This is a genomic window from Streptomyces sp. NPDC006134 (genome assembly GCF_040628835.1).
Taxonomy (GTDB): domain Bacteria; phylum Actinomycetota; class Actinomycetes; order Streptomycetales; family Streptomycetaceae; genus Streptomyces.
This window is the reverse complement of sequence record NZ_JBEXTV010000097.1, coordinates 1-16,815: the sequence shown is the minus strand read 5'-3', so window position 1 is coordinate 16,815 and position 16,815 is coordinate 1. Positions and strand designations below refer to the sequence as shown.

Here is a 16,815-nt window from a genome sequence, read left to right as displayed (position 1 = left end):
GGAGGGCCGGCACCATATGGTGCCGGCCCTCCGGCGTTCGTGGGCGATTTTGGCCTGCCTAGGCCCGTCCCCCGGCCTCGGCCACCAGTTCCCGGCACCGCTCGACGTCGTGGGCCATCTGCTCCAGCAGGGCCTCCAGCGTGTCGAACTTCGCCTGTCCGCGGACGAAGGCCAGGAAGTCGACCGCGACGTGCAGCCCGTACAGATCCAGCCCCACGCGGTCGATGGCGTACGCCTCCACCGTGCGTTCGGTGCCGTCGAACTGCGGGTTCGTGCCGACGGAGATCGCGGCGGGCATCGCCTCGCCCTGGGCGTGCAGCCAGCCGGCGTAGACGCCGTCGGCCGGGACGGCGGTGTGCGGCAGGGTCTCGACGTTCGCCGTCGGGAAGCCCAGCTCGCGGCCCCGCTGGGCGCCCCGGACCACCACGCCCTCGACGCGGTGCGGACGGCCCAGGATCTCCGCGGCGCCCGCGACGTCGCCCTCGGCGACCAGGCGCCGGGTCAGGGTCGACGAGAACGGCTCGCCGCCGCCCGCCGCGCCGCTCACGTACAGGTCGACGACCTCGACCTCGAAGTCGTAGATCTTGCCCTGCTCGGCGAGGAATTCGACGTTCCCGGCCGCCTTGTGGCCGAAGCGGAAGTTGGGGCCCTCGACGACGGCCTTGGCGTGCAGTTTGTCCACCAGGACCTTGACGACGAAGTCGGCCGGGGACAGCTTCGAGAACTCGGTGGTGAAGGGGAGGACGAGGACGGCGTCCACCCCCAGCTCGGCCATCAGCTCGGCGCGGCGGTGGTGCGGGGCGAGCAGCGGCGGGTGGCTGCCGGGGCGCACGACCTCGCTGGGGTGCGGGTCGAAGGTCACGACGACGGCGGGCACGCCCAGTTCGCGGGCGCGGTCCACGGCGTGCTTGATGATCAGCTGGTGCCCGCGGTGCACACCGTCGTAGGAGCCGATGGTGACGACGCTGCGCCCCCAGTCCTGGGGGATGTCCTCCAAGCCACGCCAGCGCTGCACTGTGACTGCTCCTTGTCGAGTACTCGTCGAACCCGTGTCCGTGATTTACGCCTCTACGCAGGTCTAAGGGTGCCATGCCGTCCCCCTCCCGCCCGCACCGGCATGGGCGGTGTGACCGGGCGCACGCGCCCGGCCGGGGTCCGGCTGTCCGGACCCGTCGTACGTCCGGATGCCCGGGCGTCCGGGTATCCGGGCCACCGCACGTCCGTCCGGGTGTCCGGGTCCCCGTACGTCCGTCCGATCGTCCGGTCATACGGGGACCCGGACGCCCGCCAGGCTCTCCAGTGTCCGGCGCGCGCTGGGCCCCACCAGCACCGCCCACTCCCCCGGGGCGTCGGCCAGCCAGCCGGTCACGCGGGCGGCGAAGCCGGGGACGTGGCGGCCCAGGTCGACCAGGGCGCGGTCGAAGCGGGCGGCGCCGTCCGGGGTGCGCACGAGGAGGAAGGCGGTGCGGTGGACGAGGCCGCGCAGGTCGTCGCCGTCGTGGCGGGCGGCGGTGCGCAGCAGGGCGTCCAGGACGGCGGGGTCGCGCTCGCGCGCCAGGAGGAGGTCGAGGAGTTCACCGCGCAGCGGGCCGGAGGCGGGGGTGCCGGGGCCGCCGAGCACGGTGGCGAGGGCGGCCCGCACAGGCTCGGAGCCGCCGTCCAGGAGGCCGGTGACCAGGGGCAGGAGTACGGCGCGGACGTCACCGGCTCCGGCTCCCGATCCGGCGGGCTCCCGCGGGTCGAGGCGCTGTTCGACGTACGCGGCCAGGTGGCGGACGTTCTCCGGGCGCTCGGCCACGGCCTCCCCGACGACCGCGGCGACCCGGCCGGCGAGCTCCGGCGTGGCGGCGTCGGCGAGTCTGCGCAGCGCTTCCCCGGCGTCGGCTCCGCGCAGCCGGGCCCGGAAGGCGTCCAGGACGGCTTCCGGGTGGGTGGGCAGGGCGGCGGCCATCGCGCCCGGCGGGAGGTAGGGGTCACCCGCCGCGAAGTGCCGCAGGGCCTGCGGGAGGTGCTGTGCGCGGGCGTCCGGGTCCTGGACGAGCAGGGCGAGCGCACCGCCGTGCAGGGCGGTGTCCTCGGGGCGGGCGAGCAGGCGGAGGGCGGCGTGGCGCAGCAGGTCGCGGTCGGCACCGGTACGGACGTGCGGGGCGGCGCGCAGCCCGTACGTCACCGCCGCCACACGCCGGGCGGGGCGTTCGTCGCGCGTCCACCGGGCGGCGGCCCGACACAGGGCGGACGGTTCTTCTTCGGCCAGGACGGTGAGGAGTTCGTCGGCCCGCCGGTGCGTGCTGCCGGCGAGCGCCTCGACGAGGTCGTCCAGGGCGAGGTGGCGCCGGGTGTGCAGCAGGGCCTGTGCGGCCGTGGCCACGGTGGCGTGCGGGGCGGCGGGCAGCGGCCGCTCGTCGTCGAACCAGCGGATCAGGAGCGGTTGTACGGCCGCGGGGTCGTCGGCGAGCAGCCGGGCCGCAGCGCCCAGGTAGCGGGGCCCGGGCTCGTGCGGCGGCCCGTCGGCGAGGACCAGGCGGCGGAGCAGGTCGGCACAGACGTCCCGGGGCAGGGCGAGCGCGGTCCAGAAGTCCGGGCCGAACTCCTCCGGTACGGGGCGGCCCTCCCCGCGCCAGGCCGTGATCCGGTCGGCGAGCAGCCGCAGGACGTCCGTGTACGGCGACGCGTCGGGCACGCGCGGCAGGACCTCGCCCAGCAGCCGGGCCGCCCACCAGGAGTGCGGGCCGGCCTCCAGCGCGTGCACCAAGTCCTCCAGCCGTACGGCGAGTTGATCGCTGCCGTGGTGGCGGGCGAGGTGCAGCATCGCCTCGGTGACGGGGCCGATGCGGTGGTGCGGTACGGGGTCGGGGCGGGTGCCGTGCCCGTCGTGCGGGGCGCGGGAGTGCACCAGGACGCGCAGCGCCTCGTCCAGGTCGAGGTGGATGCCCTGGATCCAGTCGGCGAACTCCTCGTGGGCGAACCGGTAGCCGTTTGCGGCGGGGACGAGGAGGCCCTCGGCGAGCACGGCGAAGGCCCAGCCGGTGCCGCCGCCGAGCCGTGCCGGAGCCCGCCCCCAGGGGAACACCGACGCGAACGCCGCCCGGTCCAGCGTGCCCCGCCCGGGGCCCAGGCTGCGCCGGGCGGCCTCGTGGACCTGCCCGGCGACCTTGGCCGCCAGCCGTCGGACGGCGGTGCCGCGCAGGCCGTTCTCCGCGGCGAGGCGGACCGCGATCCGCAGGCACATCAGGTCCAGGTGGGCCGAGAACACCTCGTCCCGGCCGACGCGGACGGAACCCGGGGCTCCGGGAAGCGCGGCGCACACCTCCGACAGCAGCCGGAGCGTCAGCGGATGCCGCGCGTCGGCCTCCGTCAGGATCCCCTCGGGGAGGCGGTACCGGGCGCGCGCCCGGCGGGCCTCCACCTCCGTGAGGTCGCCCAGGGGGACGCAGGGCGGCAGGGGACGGAGCGAGAACCAGAACGGCGGACCGCCGGGGACGGCCGGGACGAGCGCGCTTCCCCGGAACCGCAACGTTTCCCCGGCCTCGGCCCCGTTCCCAGCCGCCTCCCTGCCCCCGGCCGCCCCACTGGTCCCAGCCGCGCCCCCGGCCTCGATCGCGCCCTCAGTCCCGGCCGCTCCCCCAGTCCCGTCCACACCCCCAACCCCGACCGCGCCCCCCGCCCCGGCCGCACTCCCAGCCCTGATCACACCCCCGGCCCCGACTACACCCCTGTTCCCGGCCGAACCCCCAGCCCCGGCCGCACTCCCGGCCCCGTTCACGCCCCCGGCCCCAACCGCACCACCCCCAGCCCCAGCCCCGTACAGCACCTCCCTCGGAAACTCCGCCCCCGCCCCCTCCCAGTACTCCGCCCGGCACGCGACCACCAGCCGCGCCCCCGTCTCCCGCAGCCACCTCGCCGTCCCCTCGGTCCACTCGCGCAGGCGGTGGGCCGGCAGCGGCATCTCCTCAGGGCCGTCCAGGAACAGCAGCAGGGAGCGGCCCGCCGTGCGGGCGGCCCGGGTCAGGCTCTCCGGGGCGACCTCGCCCGGGCCGGCGGGAAAGGCGCGGCCCGACGCGGTCACCACGCGGGCGGCCCGGGCCAGCGCCCTGCGCACCGCGTCGGCCACCGAGGTGTCGTCGTCCCGCAGGTCGGCGCCGCGCAGCCACAGCGCGGGAAGCGGTGCCCGGCCCGGGGTGCGGCGAGCGGCGAGGGCCGCGAGTGCGGTCGTACGGCCGCTGCCGGGCGCCCCGACGAGTCCGAGGACGGACGCCGGACCGTCGGCGAACGCGCGCACCTCCCGGATGACGCCCGCCCGTTCGACCGGCTCGACGACGACGGCGGAGGCGCCGCCCGTGCCGAGGGGTCCCGGCGGGCCGTCCTCGCCGGCCGAGGCGGCCGTCAGTTCGAGGACGCCCGCCAGATTGAGGTCGGCACCGTACGCCGGGACCGTCGCCGCGTTCTCGGCGAGCAGGTCGGCGAGCGGGCCGTCGGCGTGCCGGGAGCGTCCCGCTCCGGCGAGGCCGGGGGCCCGGGCGAGCAGCGGCACGGCGAAGCAGGCCTCACGCGGCCCGGAGCGCAGGGCGGTGCCGAGGACGCCGACCACGGCACCGGTGGCGGTGTCGACCACCGGTCCCCCGGCCGCTCCCCCGCCCGGCCGCAGCGCGTCCCGCCCCGCCGTGCCGACCGCCAGGTCCAGTGCCTCGCCGAGGGAGTGGAAGCGATCCGTGGCCGTGTATGTCACCTCGCTGCTTCCGAGGATCCGCGCCTCGTGCCAGCGGCCCGCGGCGAACCGCACGTAGGTGCCGGGCTCGATCCGGTCGCGCACGGTGACGGGCAGGGGCGCCACGCCCAGGCCCTCGGTGCGGACCAGGGCCAGGTCCCGGTGGGGCAGCGGGGTCACCGCGTCGGCGGTCACGACCCGGGCACTTCCCCCCGCGCCGTACAGGACGAGGCGGGACAGGCCGTCGACCGCTTCGTGGCTGGTGATCACCGTGCCGTGGTGGTCGGCGGCGAATCCGGTGCCGCGGAGGCGGCCGGCCGGGTCGTGGAGGCGGACCAGGGCGCCGTCGGGGGCGTGCGCCCGGGGCTCCCGGCCTTCGAGCTCTTCGAATCCTTCGAGCCCTTCGGCCACCTCGACGCGGGGCTCGCGTTCCTCCCGGGACCGGTTCCGCGACGACATCGTCGAACCTCCCCGCCGTACACCGCCGACCGCCTTGCCGTGGGACCGACGTTAGGCGGGAGATGATCAGCGGGACAGAGCGTGTGCCGAACGCGCCCCCTTGCGCTCCCCCGGTTCACTCCGAGCGCCCGTCCGGACGGGTGAACAGACCGGGGGCCTTGGATACACCCTAGGGGGTGGGGGAACCGAGGGGGGACCGTGGAGCGGCGGCCTGGAGATCCCCGTGGCCGCCGCTCCACGGGCGGGGTGTACCGGCCCGGAAGGCGCGTGTTTCTCAGCCGAAGACGGCGAGGCTCTTGGCCTTGCCCCGGTGGTGCTCGACGAGGGCCAGGAAGCGGCCCTCGGGCCCGAAGACGGCCACGGCACCGGCGCCCGCGTACGTGTCGGGCATCTCCAGCCGTACGCCGTTGACGAGCAGCCGGGCGCGCCGGTCGTCCACGTCCCAGCGCGGGAAGGCGGCGGCCGCCGCCTCGGCGAGCGGCAGCACGGTCAGCTCCTGCTGGAGCTGGTCCAGGGTGCGCGCCGCGTCCAGCTTGTACGGGCCGACGCGGGTGCGGCGCAGGGCGGTGAGGTGGCCGCCGACGCCCAGACCGGCGCCCAGGTCACGGGCGAGCGCGCGGATGTAGGTGCCGGAGGAGCAGACCACCGACACCACCAGGTCCAGCACCGGCGTGCCGTCCTCGGCGACGGCGTCGCGGACGTCGTACACGGCGAAGGAAGAGACGGTGACGGGCCGGGCGGGGATGTCGAACTCCTCGCCCTCCCGCGCCCGCTTGTAGGAGCGCACGCCGTTGATCTTGATGGCGCTGACCCGGGACGGCACCTGCATGATCTCGCCGGTCAGCCCGGCGACCCGGGCGTCGATGTCCTCCCGCCGGACCTTGGAGGCGTCGGTGGAGGCGGTGATCTCGCCCTCGGCGTCGTCGGTGAGCGTCGTCTGGCCCAGGCGGATGGTGCCGAGGTACTCCTTCTCGGTGAGGGCGAGGTGCCCGAGGAGCTTGGTGGCCTTCTCCACGCCGAGGACGAGGACGCCGGTGGCCATCGGGTCGAGGGTGCCGGCGTGCCCGATGCGCCGCGTCTTCGCGATGCCCCGCATCTTGGCGACGACGTCGTGCGAAGTGAAGCCCGACGGCTTGTCGACGATGACAAGGCCGTCGGGCGGGGTGTGCTTGGCGGTCATTCGGCGGTGTCGTCCGTCTCGTCTGCGGGCTTCTTGTACGGGTCGGCGCCACCGGCGTAGGAGGCGCCCGCGGACGCCTCGCGCACCTTCTCGTCGGACTGCCGCGCCTTGTCGAGGAGGTCCTCGATGGTGCGGGCGGTGTCCGGCAGGGCGTCCATGACGAAGGTGAGGGTCGGCGTGAACTTCACGCCCGCCGCCCGGCCCACCTCCGAGCGCAGGACGCCCTTGGCGCTCTCCAGACCGGCGGCCGCGGCCTTGCGCTCCTCGTCGTCGCCGTAGACGGTGTAGAAGACGGTCGCCTCCCGGAGGTCACCCGTGACCCGGGTGTCCGTGATGGTGACGTGAGAGCCGAGCCGCGGGTCCTTGATCCCGCGCTGCAGCTTCTGGGCCACCACCTCTCGGATGAGGTCCGCCAGCCTCTTAGCCCGCGCGTTGTCGGCCACTGGTCCGTCTCCCGTTCTTTCTTTTCTGCGTGTCGTGCTTGGGTCGGCTCGGTTCGTCAGTCGTCGTCGCCGTGGAAGCGCCGTCGGACCGACAGCAGTTCCACCTCGGGGCGGCCGGCGACCAGCCGCTCGCACCGGTCCAGTACGTCGGTCAGGTGCCCCGCGTCGGCGGAGACCGCCGCGAGGCCGATACCGGCCCTGCGGTAGAGGTCCAGGTGGTCCACCTCGGCGACGCTCACGGCGTACTTCCGCTGGAGCTCGGCGACGATCGGGCGGACGACGGAGCGCTTCTCCTTCAGCGAATGTACGTCGCCGAGGAGGAGGTCGAAGGACAGCGTCCCCACATACATGTGCAACCGGTTCACCCGCCGGTACGGGATCGATGGCCCTGCCATCCGTACGGGCAGGGACATCAAGAACGGTACCCCGAACGCGCCCGGTGCCTCGACGGAGTTTCCGCCCGGCCCGCGCCCGCCCGGGGACGCGGCACTGGCCGACGGGAACGGATGTCCCGTCGGCCAGTGCCCACCGTCTGCCGGGTGTTACGCCCGCGGCTTCTCGCGCATCTCGTACGTCGCGATGACGTCGTCGACCTTGATGTCGTTGAAGTTTCCGAGGTTGATACCGCCCTCGAAGCCTTCGCGGATCTCGGTGACGTCGTCCTTGAAGCGACGCAGACCCTCGATGGTGAGGTTCTCCGCGATGACCTTGCCGTCGCGGATGAGGCGCGCCTTGCTGTTGCGGCGTACCTCGCCGGAGCGGATGAGCACACCCGCGATGTTGCCCAGCTTGGACGAGCGGAAGACCTCGCGGATCTCCGCCGTGCCGAGCTCGACCTCTTCGTACTCCGGCTTGAGCATGCCCTTGAGGGCCGCCTCGATCTCCTCGATCGCCTGGTAGATGACCGAGTAGTACCGGACGTCCACGCCTTCGCGCTCGGCCATCTGCGCGGCACGCCCGGCGGCGCGCACGTTGAAGCCGATCACGATGGCGTCGGAGCCCATCGCCAGGTCGATGTCGGACTCCGTGACCGCACCGACGCCGCGGTGCAGGACGCGGATGTCGACCTCTTCGCCGACGTCCAGCTGGAGCAGGGAGGACTCCAGGGCCTCGACGGAACCAGACGCGTCACCCTTGATGATCAGGTTCAGCTGCTGGACCTCGCCGGCCTTGAGCACCTTGTCCAGGTCCTCCAGGGAGACGCGGCGCGTGCGCTTGGCGAACGCGGCGTTCCGCTCACGGGCGGCGCGCTTCTCCGCGATCTGGCGGGCCGTACGGTCCTCGTCGACCACGATGAAGTTGTCGCCGGCGCCCGGGACGTTGGTCAGGCCCAGGACCTGGACCGGCATCGACGGGCCGGCCTCGGCCACGTTGTTGCCGTTGTCGTCGAGCATGGCGCGGACGCGGCCGTAGGCGTCGCCCACCACCATCGTGTCGCCGACCCGCAGCGTGCCTCGCTGGACGAGGACCGTCGCCACGGCACCGCGGCCGCGGTCGAGGCGGGACTCGATCGCGATGCCCTGCGCGTCCTGGTTCGGGTTGGCCCGCAGGTCGAGCGAGGCGTCGGCGGTGAGGACCACGGCCTCCAGCAGGGAGTCGATGTGCAGACCCTGCTTGGCGGAGATGTCGACGAACATGGTGTCGCCGCCGTACTCCTCGGCCACCAGGCCGTACTCGGTCAGCTGACCGCGCACCTTGGTCGGGTCGGCGCCCTCGACGTCGATCTTGTTGACCGCGACCACGATCGGCACGTCGGCCGCCTTGGCGTGGTTCAGGGCCTCGACCGTCTGCGGCATGACGCCGTCGTTGGCCGCGACGACGAGGATCGCGATGTCCGTCGACCGCGCACCGCGGGCACGCATGGCGGTGAACGCCTCGTGACCCGGGGTGTCGATGAAGGTGATCTTCCGCTCTTCGTCGTTGACCTCGGTCGCGACCTGGTAGGCACCGATGTGCTGGGTGATGCCACCGGCCTCGCCCGCGATGACGTTCGTCTTGCGGATCGCGTCGAGCAGTCGGGTCTTACCGTGGTCGACGTGACCCATGACGGTCACCACCGGCGGACGGACGACCAGGTCCTCCTCGGAGCCCTCGTCCTCGCCGAACTCGATGTCGAAGGACTCGAGCAGCTCGCGGTCCTCCTCCTCCGGGCTGACGATCTGAACGGTGTAGTTCATCTCGCCGGCGAGGAGCTCCAGCGTCTCGTCGGAGACGGACTGGGTCGCGGTGACCATCTCGCCGAGGTTCATCATGACCGCGACGAGCGACGCCGGGTTGGCGTTGATCTTCTCCGCGAAGTCGGTGAGCGAGGCACCGCGCGACAGGCGAATGGTCTCGCCGTTGCCGCGAGGCAGCATCACGCCGCCGACCGACGGGGCCTGCATGGCCTCGTACTCCTGGCGCCTCTGCCGCTTCGACTTGCGGCCGCGACGCGCGGGACCGCCGGGACGGCCGAAGGCGCCCTGCGTGCCACCACGGCCACCGGGACCGCCGGGACGGCCGCCGAAGCCGGGACGGCCACCGCCGCCACCGAAGCCGCCGCCACCACCGGGACGACCGGCGAAACCGCCGCCGCCACCGGGACGACCGGCACCGCCGCCACCGCCGGGACGGCCGGCGAAGCCGCCGCCGCCCGGACGACCGGCACCGCCGGGACGGCCCGCACCGCCCGGACCACGGCCGCCGGGGCCGCCGCCGGGACGCGGGCCGGCAGCGGGACGCTGCGGCATCATGCCGGGGTTCGGACGCGGGCCGCCGGGGCCGCCGCCGGGACGGGGACCGCCCTGCGGACGCGGCATCGAGCCCGGGGTCGGGCGCGGACCGCCCGGAGCCTGGGGACGGGGACCGCCGCCCTGGGCACCGCCGGGACCCTGCGGACGCGGGCCGGGGGCGCCGGGCGCGGCCGGACGCGGGCCCTGCGGACGGGGCGCCTGAGGGCGCGCCATGCCGGCGTTGCCACCGGAGGTGAAGGGGTTGTTGCCCGGACGCGGACCGGCCGGACGGGCACCCGGACGCGGCGCCGGGGCGCCGGGACGTCCGCCGCCCTGACCGGCGGGACGGCCCTGGCCGCCCTGCTGGCCCTGACCGGCGCCCGGACGGGTGCCGGGCTTGGGCGCGCCGGGACGGGCGCCACCGGGCTTCGGCGCGGCCGGAGCCGGGGCCGACGGCGGCGCGGTGAACTCGGGCGCGGCCGGAGCCGGACGCGGCGCGGGCTTGGGGCCCGGCGTCGGGCGCGGACCGGGGGCGGCCGGCGCGGGCGCCGACGGAGCCGCGGGCTGCTGGGCCGCCGGGGGCTTGGGGGCGGCCGGCCGCGGGGCGGCCGGAGCCGGACGAGCCGCCTGCGCCGGGGCCGGCGCGGCGGGCTTGGGGGCGGCCTTCTTGGGGGCCGCCGGCCTGGCGGCGGACTTGCCGTTGCCGCCCTGCTGGAATGCGTCAGTCAGTTTGCGTACGACAGGCGCTTCGATCGTCGAAGACGCCGAACGGACGAATTCACCGAGTTCCTGGAGCTTGGCCATGACGACCTTGCTCTCCACACCGAACTCCTTGGCGAGTTCGTATACCCGGACCTTAGCCACTTCGCTCCTTTGAGGTCCGGGTTGCGTCCGGACCGTCGCTAGTTCATGGGCGTACTCATCGCGTACTCATCGAGTGCTCATCGCAATCTCGACCTGCTTTCGACTCGCGAGGTACCAGACCGCACGGGGTTCCGTGCGGCACGTCTTCCTTACCAGGTTGCCCTCAGCAACCCTGTGCCTGCTCGACGTGATGGCGCAACGCCTTTACGTCGAGCGCTCCCGGGACGCGCAGTGCCCGCGGGAACGCCCGGCGGCGTACCGCCTGGTCGAGGCAGGCCGTGGCGGGGTGTACGTACGCACCCCGGCCGGGCAGCGTACCGCGAGGATCGGGGACGCACGCGCCCTCGACCGCCACGATCCGCAGCAGCTCGTTCTTGACCGCTCGCTCCCGGCACCCCACACAGGTGCGCTCAGGGCATGCGCGGGCATGCGTCCGGCCAGACACTCTTCAGTCTACCTCCCCGGACCGACCTCACCCCTATGGGGGAAGAATCGAACACGTGGCGCGCTGGAAGCTGTCGTGATCTCAGCGTTCCACGGCCCGGATCTATTCCCCGGTCGGCCCAACGATCTCTTTCCCGGCCGGTCGCGGGCTATTCCGCCGGCTGCTCGGTGTCCGGGCGGATGTCGATGCGCCAGCCGGTCAGCCGGGCCGCGAGCCGGGCGTTCTGCCCTTCCTTGCCGATCGCCAGCGACAGCTGGTAATCGGGCACGGTCACCCGCGCGGACCGGGACGCCATGTCCACGATCTCCACCTTGGAGACGCGGGCGGGCGAGAGCGCGTGCGCCACCATCTCGGCCGGGTCCTCCGACCAGTCGACGATGTCGATCTTCTCGCCGTTCAGCTCGGCCATGACATTGCGCACACGGCCGCCCATGGGGCCGATGCAGGCGCCCTTGGCGTTCAGGCCCGACCGGGTGGAGCGGACGGCGATCTTGGTGCGGTGACCGGCCTCACGGGCGATCGCGGCGATCTCGACGGAACCGTCGGCGATCTCCGGCACCTCCAGGGCGAAGAGCTTCTTCACCAGGTTGGGGTGGGTCCGGGACAGGGTCACGGACGGGCCGCGCACCCCCTTGGCGACCCGGACGACGTACGACCGCAGGCGCATGCCGTGCGGGTAGGTCTCGCCGGGGACCTGCTCCTGCACGGGCAGGATGGCCTCCAGCTTGCCGATGTCGACCAGCACGTTCTTCGGGTCGCGGCCCTGCTGGACCACGCCGGTGACGATGTCGCCCTCGCGGCCGGCGTACTCGCCGAGCGTCGCGTCGTCCTCGGCGTCGCGCAGCCGCTGCAGGATGACCTGCTTGGCGGTGGTGGCGGCGATACGGCCGAAGCCGGACGGGGTGTCGTCGAACTCGCGGGGCTCCTGGCCCTCCTCGAGGTCCTCGGGGTCCTCCTTCGCCCACACGGTCACATGTCCGGTCTCCCGGTTGAGCTCCACGCGCGCGTGCCGGCGGCTTCCCTCGGTGCGGTGGTAGGCGATGAGGAGGGCGGACTCGATCGCTTCGACCAGCAGGTCGAAGGAGATCTCTTTCTCCCGTACCAAGCCCCGCAGGGCGCTCATGTCGATGTCCACGGCTACGCCTCCTCTTCCTTCTTGTGGGACGTGTCGTCCTTGCGGCTGAACTCGACCTGCACGCGCGCCCTGGCGATGTCGCCGAAGGCGAGTCTGCGTGCGGTGGGCTTGCGCCCCTTGACCCCGGGGACCTCGACGTCGACACCGTCGTCGTCGACGGTCAGGATTCTGGCCACCAGCTCGCCGCCCTCCGTCAGCTGGAACTTCACCAGCCGGCCGGTGGCGCGCACGTAGTGCCGGTGTTCCGTGAGGAGGCGCTCCGCGCCCGGGGTTCCCACTTCGAGGGTGTACTCGCCCTCGCCCATCGCGTCGCTCTCGTCGAGCCTCGCCGAGAGCGCGCGGCTCACATCGGCGATCCGGTCCAGGTCGGCACCGGTGTCGGAGTCGACGACGACGCGCAGCACCCGCTTGCGTCCGACCGAGTCCACCGCGATCTCCTCGAGATCCAGACCCTGGGAGGTGACGAGCGGTTCCAGCAGTTCTCGCAGCCTCTCGCTCTGGGTGGTGCTCATCCGGGTGACTCCTCGGCCGCGTGTGCTGTTGTGGGATGGTCGCGTGTCTGGTCAAAGGGTATCCGGTCCGGGAGGGTGTTGCCGTCCACCCGGGCAGCGCGGCGGCGGCGAGCGGTGCCGCTGAGTGGTGCCGGGCGGGTGCCCGGGTACCGTGATCACGGGCGCGCCGCCCCGCGTTCCAGATCGCTTCGAGTCACTTCCGTCCGTCTCCCTCCCGCTTCCTTTTCCTTTCAAGTCCCCTTCGCTGCCGTATTCCTGTCGTATTCCTGTCGCACCCTTGTCGCATCTCTGCCGCATTCCTGTCGCGTTCGCTTCGTACGAGTTCCCGAGGACGTCTGCCGTGCCGCCGTTCACCTCATCGCCGCGCGCCCGCCGGGGGCCGCGCAGAAGGAGCCTGCTCGCCTCGGCCGCCGGGGCCGCCCTGCTCGCGGGCTGCTCGTCCGGGCCGGGCTCCGGCAGTACGGGCGGCAGCCCGGCGACTGCCGAACGGGTCCGCGCGCGGGCCGCCCGCGACAGCGGACGGCTGGCCGCGCGCTACGACGCGGTGATCGCCGCGCATCCGGGGCTGGCCGGGCGGCTGCGGCCGCTGCGGGAGGAAGTCGTGCGGCACGCGGAGGCGTTCGGCGGTGCCGGGGCGGCCGGGCCGGAGACGCCCCCCGCCCGGGTGTCGCCCTCCGCTTCCCCGCCGGCCGCCGTGCCGGGGGACGAGAAGGAGGCCCTGGCCGGGCTGGCCGCGGCCGAGCGGGCGCTGGCCGACCGGCGGGCCGGGGCGCTGGCGGACGTGCCGGGCGAACTGGCGCGGCTGCTGGCCTCGGTGGCGGCGGCCGGGGCGGCGCACGTGTATCTGCTGACGGAGGGTGACGGGTGAGCGAGGCGGAAGACCGGGAGCTGGACGCCCTTCAGGCGGCGCTGGCGGCCGAGCACGCGGCGGTGTACGGCTACGGGGTCGTCGGCGGCCGGATCGGCGAGGAGCGGCGCGCCCAGGCGCGCGCGGCCTACGACGCGCACCGCGCGCGCCGGGACGCGCTGGTGCGTCAGATCCGCGACCGGGGCGGGGAGCCGGTCGCCGCGGCGGCGGGCTACGCGCTGCCCTTCCCGGTGCCGGACGCCGAGGCGGCGGTGCGGCTGGCGGCCGAACTGGAGGACAGGGTGGCCGGGGTCTACTCCGACCTGGTGCGCGCGGCCCCGGGCGGGCGGCGGGCCGCGGCGGCGGACGCGCTGCGGGAGGCGGCGGTCCGGGCGGTGCGCTGGCGCGGCACGAGCGTAGCCTTCCCTGGTCTGGCCGAGCGGGCCGCCGCCGGCCCGCCGGCCTCGGCGGCACCGACGGCGTGAGCACGCACGGGAGAACACGCACGGGAGAACACGCACGGGGGGAACACGTACGGGAAGGGAACGACTCGCGCATGGCTTTCGAACCGCCGCGGCGTCTGGTCAGGGCGCTCGGTGAGACGGCACCGGACGGTGACGACTGGCTGGAGCGGCTGCCCTCGCTGGCGCAGCGCGCCGTCGCGCTACGCGGGTTGACCGTCGAGCGGGTGCAGGTGCCCGGCGGGCGCAGCAGCCTGGTCGTGCTGGTGCGGCGGGCGGACGGGGCACCGGCCGTGCTGAAGCTGGCCCCGCCGCGGGCGCGTCCGGGCAGCGAGCGGGCCGCGCTCGCGCACTGGGGCGGCCGGGGCGCCGTACGGCTGCTCGACGACACGGACGCGGCCGAGGGCGTCCTGCTGCTGGAGCGGCTGCACCCGGACGTGTCGGTGCGGTCGCTGCCGGAGGCGAAGGCGCTGCTGGAGGCGGCGGGGACGCTGCGGCGGCTGTGGGTCGAACCGCCCGCCGGGCACCGGTTCGAGACGGTGGCGGAGCGGACCGGGCGGCAGGCCGAGGCCATGCGGGCGGGCGCCGCGGCCGATCCGGAGGTGGCGCCGCTGGTGGAGGCGGCGCTCACGGCACGCGAGGAGCTGCTGGCCGCGCCGCCCGAGCGGTTGCTGCTGCACGGCACGTTCCGGCAGAGCAAGGTGCTGGCCGGGGACCGGATGCCGTGGCTGGCCGTGGGGCCGGACCCGGTGGTCGGCGAGAGCGCCTTCGACCTGGCGCGGCTGGTGCGGGACCGGGTGGAGGACCTGATCGCGCAGCCGTCGGGCGCGACGACGACCCGGCGGCGGATCAAGCGGCTCGCGGAGTCGCTGGAGGTCGACCAGGAGCGGCTGCGCGGCTGGACGCTGTTCCGGGCGGTGGAGTCGGGCGTACGGGCCCGCCGGGTCGGCCGGGAGAAGGACGCGGAGCTGTTGCTGGAGTTCGCGGGCTGGCTGTAGGCGCGCGTACGGCGAGGGGGCGCCCGCAGGCCGCGGGCGCCCCCTCGCCGTCGGGTCAGGCCGTCAGGCGGGCGATGGCCTCCTCGACCGGGAGCTCCTCGCGCTCGCCGGTGCGGCGGTCCTTGAGCTCGACGACGCCCTCGCCGGCGCGCCGCCCGGCGACCAGGATCGTCGGGACGCCGATCAGCTCGGCGTCGGTGAACTTCACGCCGGGCGAGACGCCGGCCCGGTCGTCCACCAGGACGCGGACGCCGGCGGCGGCCAGCCTGCCGGAGACGTCGAGGGCCAGTTCGGTCTGGAGGGCCTTGCCGGCGGCGACGACGTGGACGTCGGCCGGGGCGACCTCCTTGGGCCAGACCAGGCCCTTGTCGTCGGCGTGCTGCTCGGCGAGGGCGGCGACGGCGCGGGAGACGCCGATGCCGTAGGAGCCCATGGTGACGCGGGCCGGCTTGCCGTTCTGGCCGAGGACGTCGAGCTTGAGGGCGTCGGCGTACTTGCGGCCCAGCTGGAAGATGTGGCCGATCTCGATGGCGCGGTCCAGCTTCAGGCCGGTGCCGCACTTGGGGCAGGGGTCGCCCTCCTGGACGACCACGACGTCGACGTACTCGTCGACCTCGAAGTCGCGGCCCGCGACGACGTTCCTGGTGTGCGTGTCGGCCTTGTTGGCGCCGGTGATCCAGGCGGTGCCGGGGGCCACGCGCGGGTCGGCGAGGTAGCGGACCTTCTCCAGGCCCTGCGGGCCGACGTAGCCGCGGACCAGGTCGGGGCGGGCCGCGAAGTCCGCCTCGGTGACCATCTCGACGGCCGCCGGGGCGAAGTGGGCCTCGACCTTGTCCAGGTCGACCTCGCGGTCGCCGGGGACGCCGATGGCGACGATCTCGCCGTCGACCTTGACGAGGAGGTTCTTCAGGGTGGCGGAGGCCGGGACGCCGAGGGAGGCGGCGAGGGTCTCGATGGTGGGGGTGTCCGGGGTCGGGATGTCCTCGGCGGCGGGGACGTCCGCGGCGTCCACCGGCTTCAGCTCGTAGGTGATCGCCTCGGTGTTGGCGGCGAAGTCGCAGTTCGGGCAGTCCGCGAAGGTGTCCTCGCCGGCACCGGCCGGGGCGAGGAACTCCTCCGACTTGGAGCCGCCCATGGCGCCGGCAGTGGCGGCGCAGATGCGGTAGTCGAGGCCGAGGCGCTCGAAGATGCGCTGGTAGGCCTGGCGGTGCAGGGCGTAGGACTCGGCGAGGCCCTCGTCGGCTACGTCGAAGGAGTAGGAGTCCTTCATCAGGAACTCGCGGCCGCGCAGGATGCCCGCGCGCGGGCGGGCCTCGTCGCGGAACTTGGTCTGGATCTGGTACAGGATGACCGGCAGGTCCTTGTAGGAGGACGCCTGGTCCTTCACGAGGAGGGTGAAGATCTCCTCGTGGGTGGGGCCGAGGAGGTAGTCGCCGCCCTTGCGGTCCTTGAGGCGGAACAGCTCGGGGCCGTACTCGTCCCAGCGGCCGGTCGCCTCGTACGGCTCGCGCGGCAGCAGGGCCGGGAGCAGCACCTCCTGGGCGCCGATGGCGTCCATCTCCTCGCGGACGATCCGCTCGACGTTGGCGAGGACCTTCTTGCCCAGCGGGAGCCAGGTCCAGATGCCGGCGGCGGTGCGGCGGACGTAGCCGGCGCGGACGAGCAGCTTGTGGCTGAGGACCTCGGCGTCCGCCGGGTCGTCGCGCAACGTCTTCGCCAACAACTGGGACATGCGCTGGACCGGTGCGTTCGCCATGGTTCTCGTATCTCCTGCTGCTGGTGGTCCCCCGCTCCGGCGAAGCCGGGAGCCCGGGGGAGGGTGATGGCAAACGAGGTTAGCCGGGCGGTCCTGCGGGGCGGAAATCGGCCGGGGCCAGGGGGCTTCTGACGGATCTCCGCGGAAGAAGGAGCGGCGTTCGGTGCGTGCTCTCGGCGTGCGGGGCGGAGGGTCGTGTGGCGGAGCCACCTGGCCCTCCGCCCCGTGCGGCGAGAGGGCGTGCCGGGCGTCGCGACGCCGCGGAGATCCGTCAGAAGCAGATAAGAAGAGCGGCGGGT

General features: G+C 74.1%; 13 protein-coding genes. 3 read left to right on the top strand and 10 right to left on the bottom strand.

What is annotated here, in order from left to right; all coding sequences use genetic code 11:
- Nucleotides 1–58 precede the first annotated feature (58 nt).
- The 9 genes from ABZ340_RS35100 to rimP form a co-directional block, all read right to left on the bottom strand.
- Nucleotides 59–1,015 (bottom strand): bifunctional riboflavin kinase/FAD synthetase, encoded by a 957-nt coding sequence (locus ABZ340_RS35100; protein ID WP_358785945.1) that lies wholly within the window; start codon nucleotides 1,013–1,015, stop codon nucleotides 59–61.
- Between the two features lie 249 nt (nucleotides 1,016–1,264).
- Nucleotides 1,265–5,164 (bottom strand): serine protease, encoded by a 3,900-nt coding sequence (locus ABZ340_RS35095; protein ID WP_358785944.1) that lies wholly within the window; start codon nucleotides 5,162–5,164, stop codon nucleotides 1,265–1,267.
- Nucleotides 5,165–5,438: 274 nt separating this feature from the next.
- Nucleotides 5,439–6,344 carry a tRNA pseudouridine(55) synthase TruB gene (gene truB, locus ABZ340_RS35090; protein ID WP_358785943.1) on the bottom strand — a complete coding sequence of 302 codons (906 nt, stop codon included), beginning with the start codon at nucleotides 6,342–6,344 and terminating at the stop codon, nucleotides 5,439–5,441.
- Nucleotides 6,341–6,787 (bottom strand): 30S ribosome-binding factor RbfA, encoded by a 447-nt coding sequence (rbfA, locus tag ABZ340_RS35085; RefSeq protein ID WP_358785942.1) that lies wholly within the window; start codon nucleotides 6,785–6,787, stop codon nucleotides 6,341–6,343. The genes truB and rbfA overlap by 4 nt, the downstream gene beginning before the upstream one ends.
- A 56-nt stretch (nucleotides 6,788–6,843) precedes the next feature.
- Complete coding sequence (locus ABZ340_RS35080) at nucleotides 6,844–7,137, bottom strand: DUF503 domain-containing protein (RefSeq protein ID WP_358785946.1); 294 nt, start codon at nucleotides 7,135–7,137, stop codon at nucleotides 6,844–6,846.
- 192 nt (nucleotides 7,138–7,329) lie between these two features.
- Complete coding sequence (infB, locus tag ABZ340_RS35075) at nucleotides 7,330–10,362, bottom strand: translation initiation factor IF-2 (RefSeq protein WP_358785941.1); 3,033 nt, start codon at nucleotides 10,360–10,362, stop codon at nucleotides 7,330–7,332.
- 163 nt (nucleotides 10,363–10,525) lie between these two features.
- On the bottom strand, nucleotides 10,526–10,807 hold the full coding sequence (locus tag ABZ340_RS35070) for a YlxR family RNase P modulator (RefSeq protein WP_358785940.1): 282 nt from the start codon (nucleotides 10,805–10,807) through the stop codon (nucleotides 10,526–10,528).
- A gap of 148 nt (nucleotides 10,808–10,955) precedes the next feature.
- Nucleotides 10,956–11,942 carry a transcription termination factor NusA gene (nusA, locus tag ABZ340_RS35065; RefSeq protein ID WP_358785939.1) on the bottom strand — a complete coding sequence of 329 codons (987 nt, stop codon included), beginning with the start codon at nucleotides 11,940–11,942 and terminating at the stop codon, nucleotides 10,956–10,958.
- Between the two features lie 2 nt (nucleotides 11,943–11,944).
- Nucleotides 11,945–12,454 carry a ribosome maturation factor RimP gene (gene rimP, locus ABZ340_RS35060; protein ID WP_358785938.1) on the bottom strand — a complete coding sequence of 170 codons (510 nt, stop codon included), beginning with the start codon at nucleotides 12,452–12,454 and terminating at the stop codon, nucleotides 11,945–11,947.
- A gap of 340 nt (nucleotides 12,455–12,794) precedes the next feature.
- Here rimP and ABZ340_RS35055 point away from each other — a divergent pair, with 340 nt between their 5' ends.
- From ABZ340_RS35055 to ABZ340_RS35045, 3 genes are all read left to right on the top strand, one after another.
- A complete protein-coding gene (locus ABZ340_RS35055; RefSeq protein ID WP_358785937.1) occupies nucleotides 12,795–13,322 on the top strand; it encodes a hypothetical protein in 528 nt (175 codons plus the stop codon).
- Complete coding sequence (locus ABZ340_RS35050; protein WP_358785936.1) at nucleotides 13,319–13,786, top strand: ferritin-like domain-containing protein; 468 nt, start codon at nucleotides 13,319–13,321, stop codon at nucleotides 13,784–13,786. Before ABZ340_RS35055 ends, ABZ340_RS35050 begins: the two co-directional genes overlap by 4 nt.
- Before the next feature lie 71 nt (nucleotides 13,787–13,857).
- Nucleotides 13,858–14,760: an aminoglycoside phosphotransferase family protein gene (locus tag ABZ340_RS35045; RefSeq protein ID WP_358785935.1), complete on the top strand. Its 903-nt coding sequence runs from the start codon at nucleotides 13,858–13,860 to the stop codon at nucleotides 14,758–14,760.
- A 55-nt stretch (nucleotides 14,761–14,815) separates the two neighbouring features.
- On the opposite strand, the gene ABZ340_RS35040 is transcribed toward ABZ340_RS35045, so the two are convergent.
- Nucleotides 14,816–16,516 (bottom strand): proline--tRNA ligase, encoded by a 1,701-nt coding sequence (locus ABZ340_RS35040; protein ID WP_358785934.1) that lies wholly within the window; start codon nucleotides 16,514–16,516, stop codon nucleotides 14,816–14,818.
- Nucleotides 16,517–16,815 lie beyond the last annotated feature (299 nt).

Coding starts and splice junctions, on each gene's coding strand:
- truB (WP_358785943.1), bottom strand. CDS start 6,344: ATGACCGCCAAGCACACCCCGCCCGACGGCCTTGTCATCGTCGACAAG.
- rimP (WP_358785938.1), bottom strand. CDS start 12,454: ATGAGCACCACCCAGAGCGAGAGGCTGCGAGAACTGCTGGAACCGCTC.
- ABZ340_RS35080 (WP_358785946.1), bottom strand. CDS start 7,137: ATGTATGTGGGGACGCTGTCCTTCGACCTCCTCCTCGGCGACGTACAT.
- ABZ340_RS35040 (WP_358785934.1), bottom strand. CDS start 16,516: ATGGCGAACGCACCGGTCCAGCGCATGTCCCAGTTGTTGGCGAAGACG.
- ABZ340_RS35045 (WP_358785935.1), top strand. CDS start 13,858: ATGGCTTTCGAACCGCCGCGGCGTCTGGTCAGGGCGCTCGGTGAGACG.
- ABZ340_RS35095 (WP_358785944.1), bottom strand. CDS start 5,164: ATGTCGTCGCGGAACCGGTCCCGGGAGGAACGCGAGCCCCGCGTCGAG.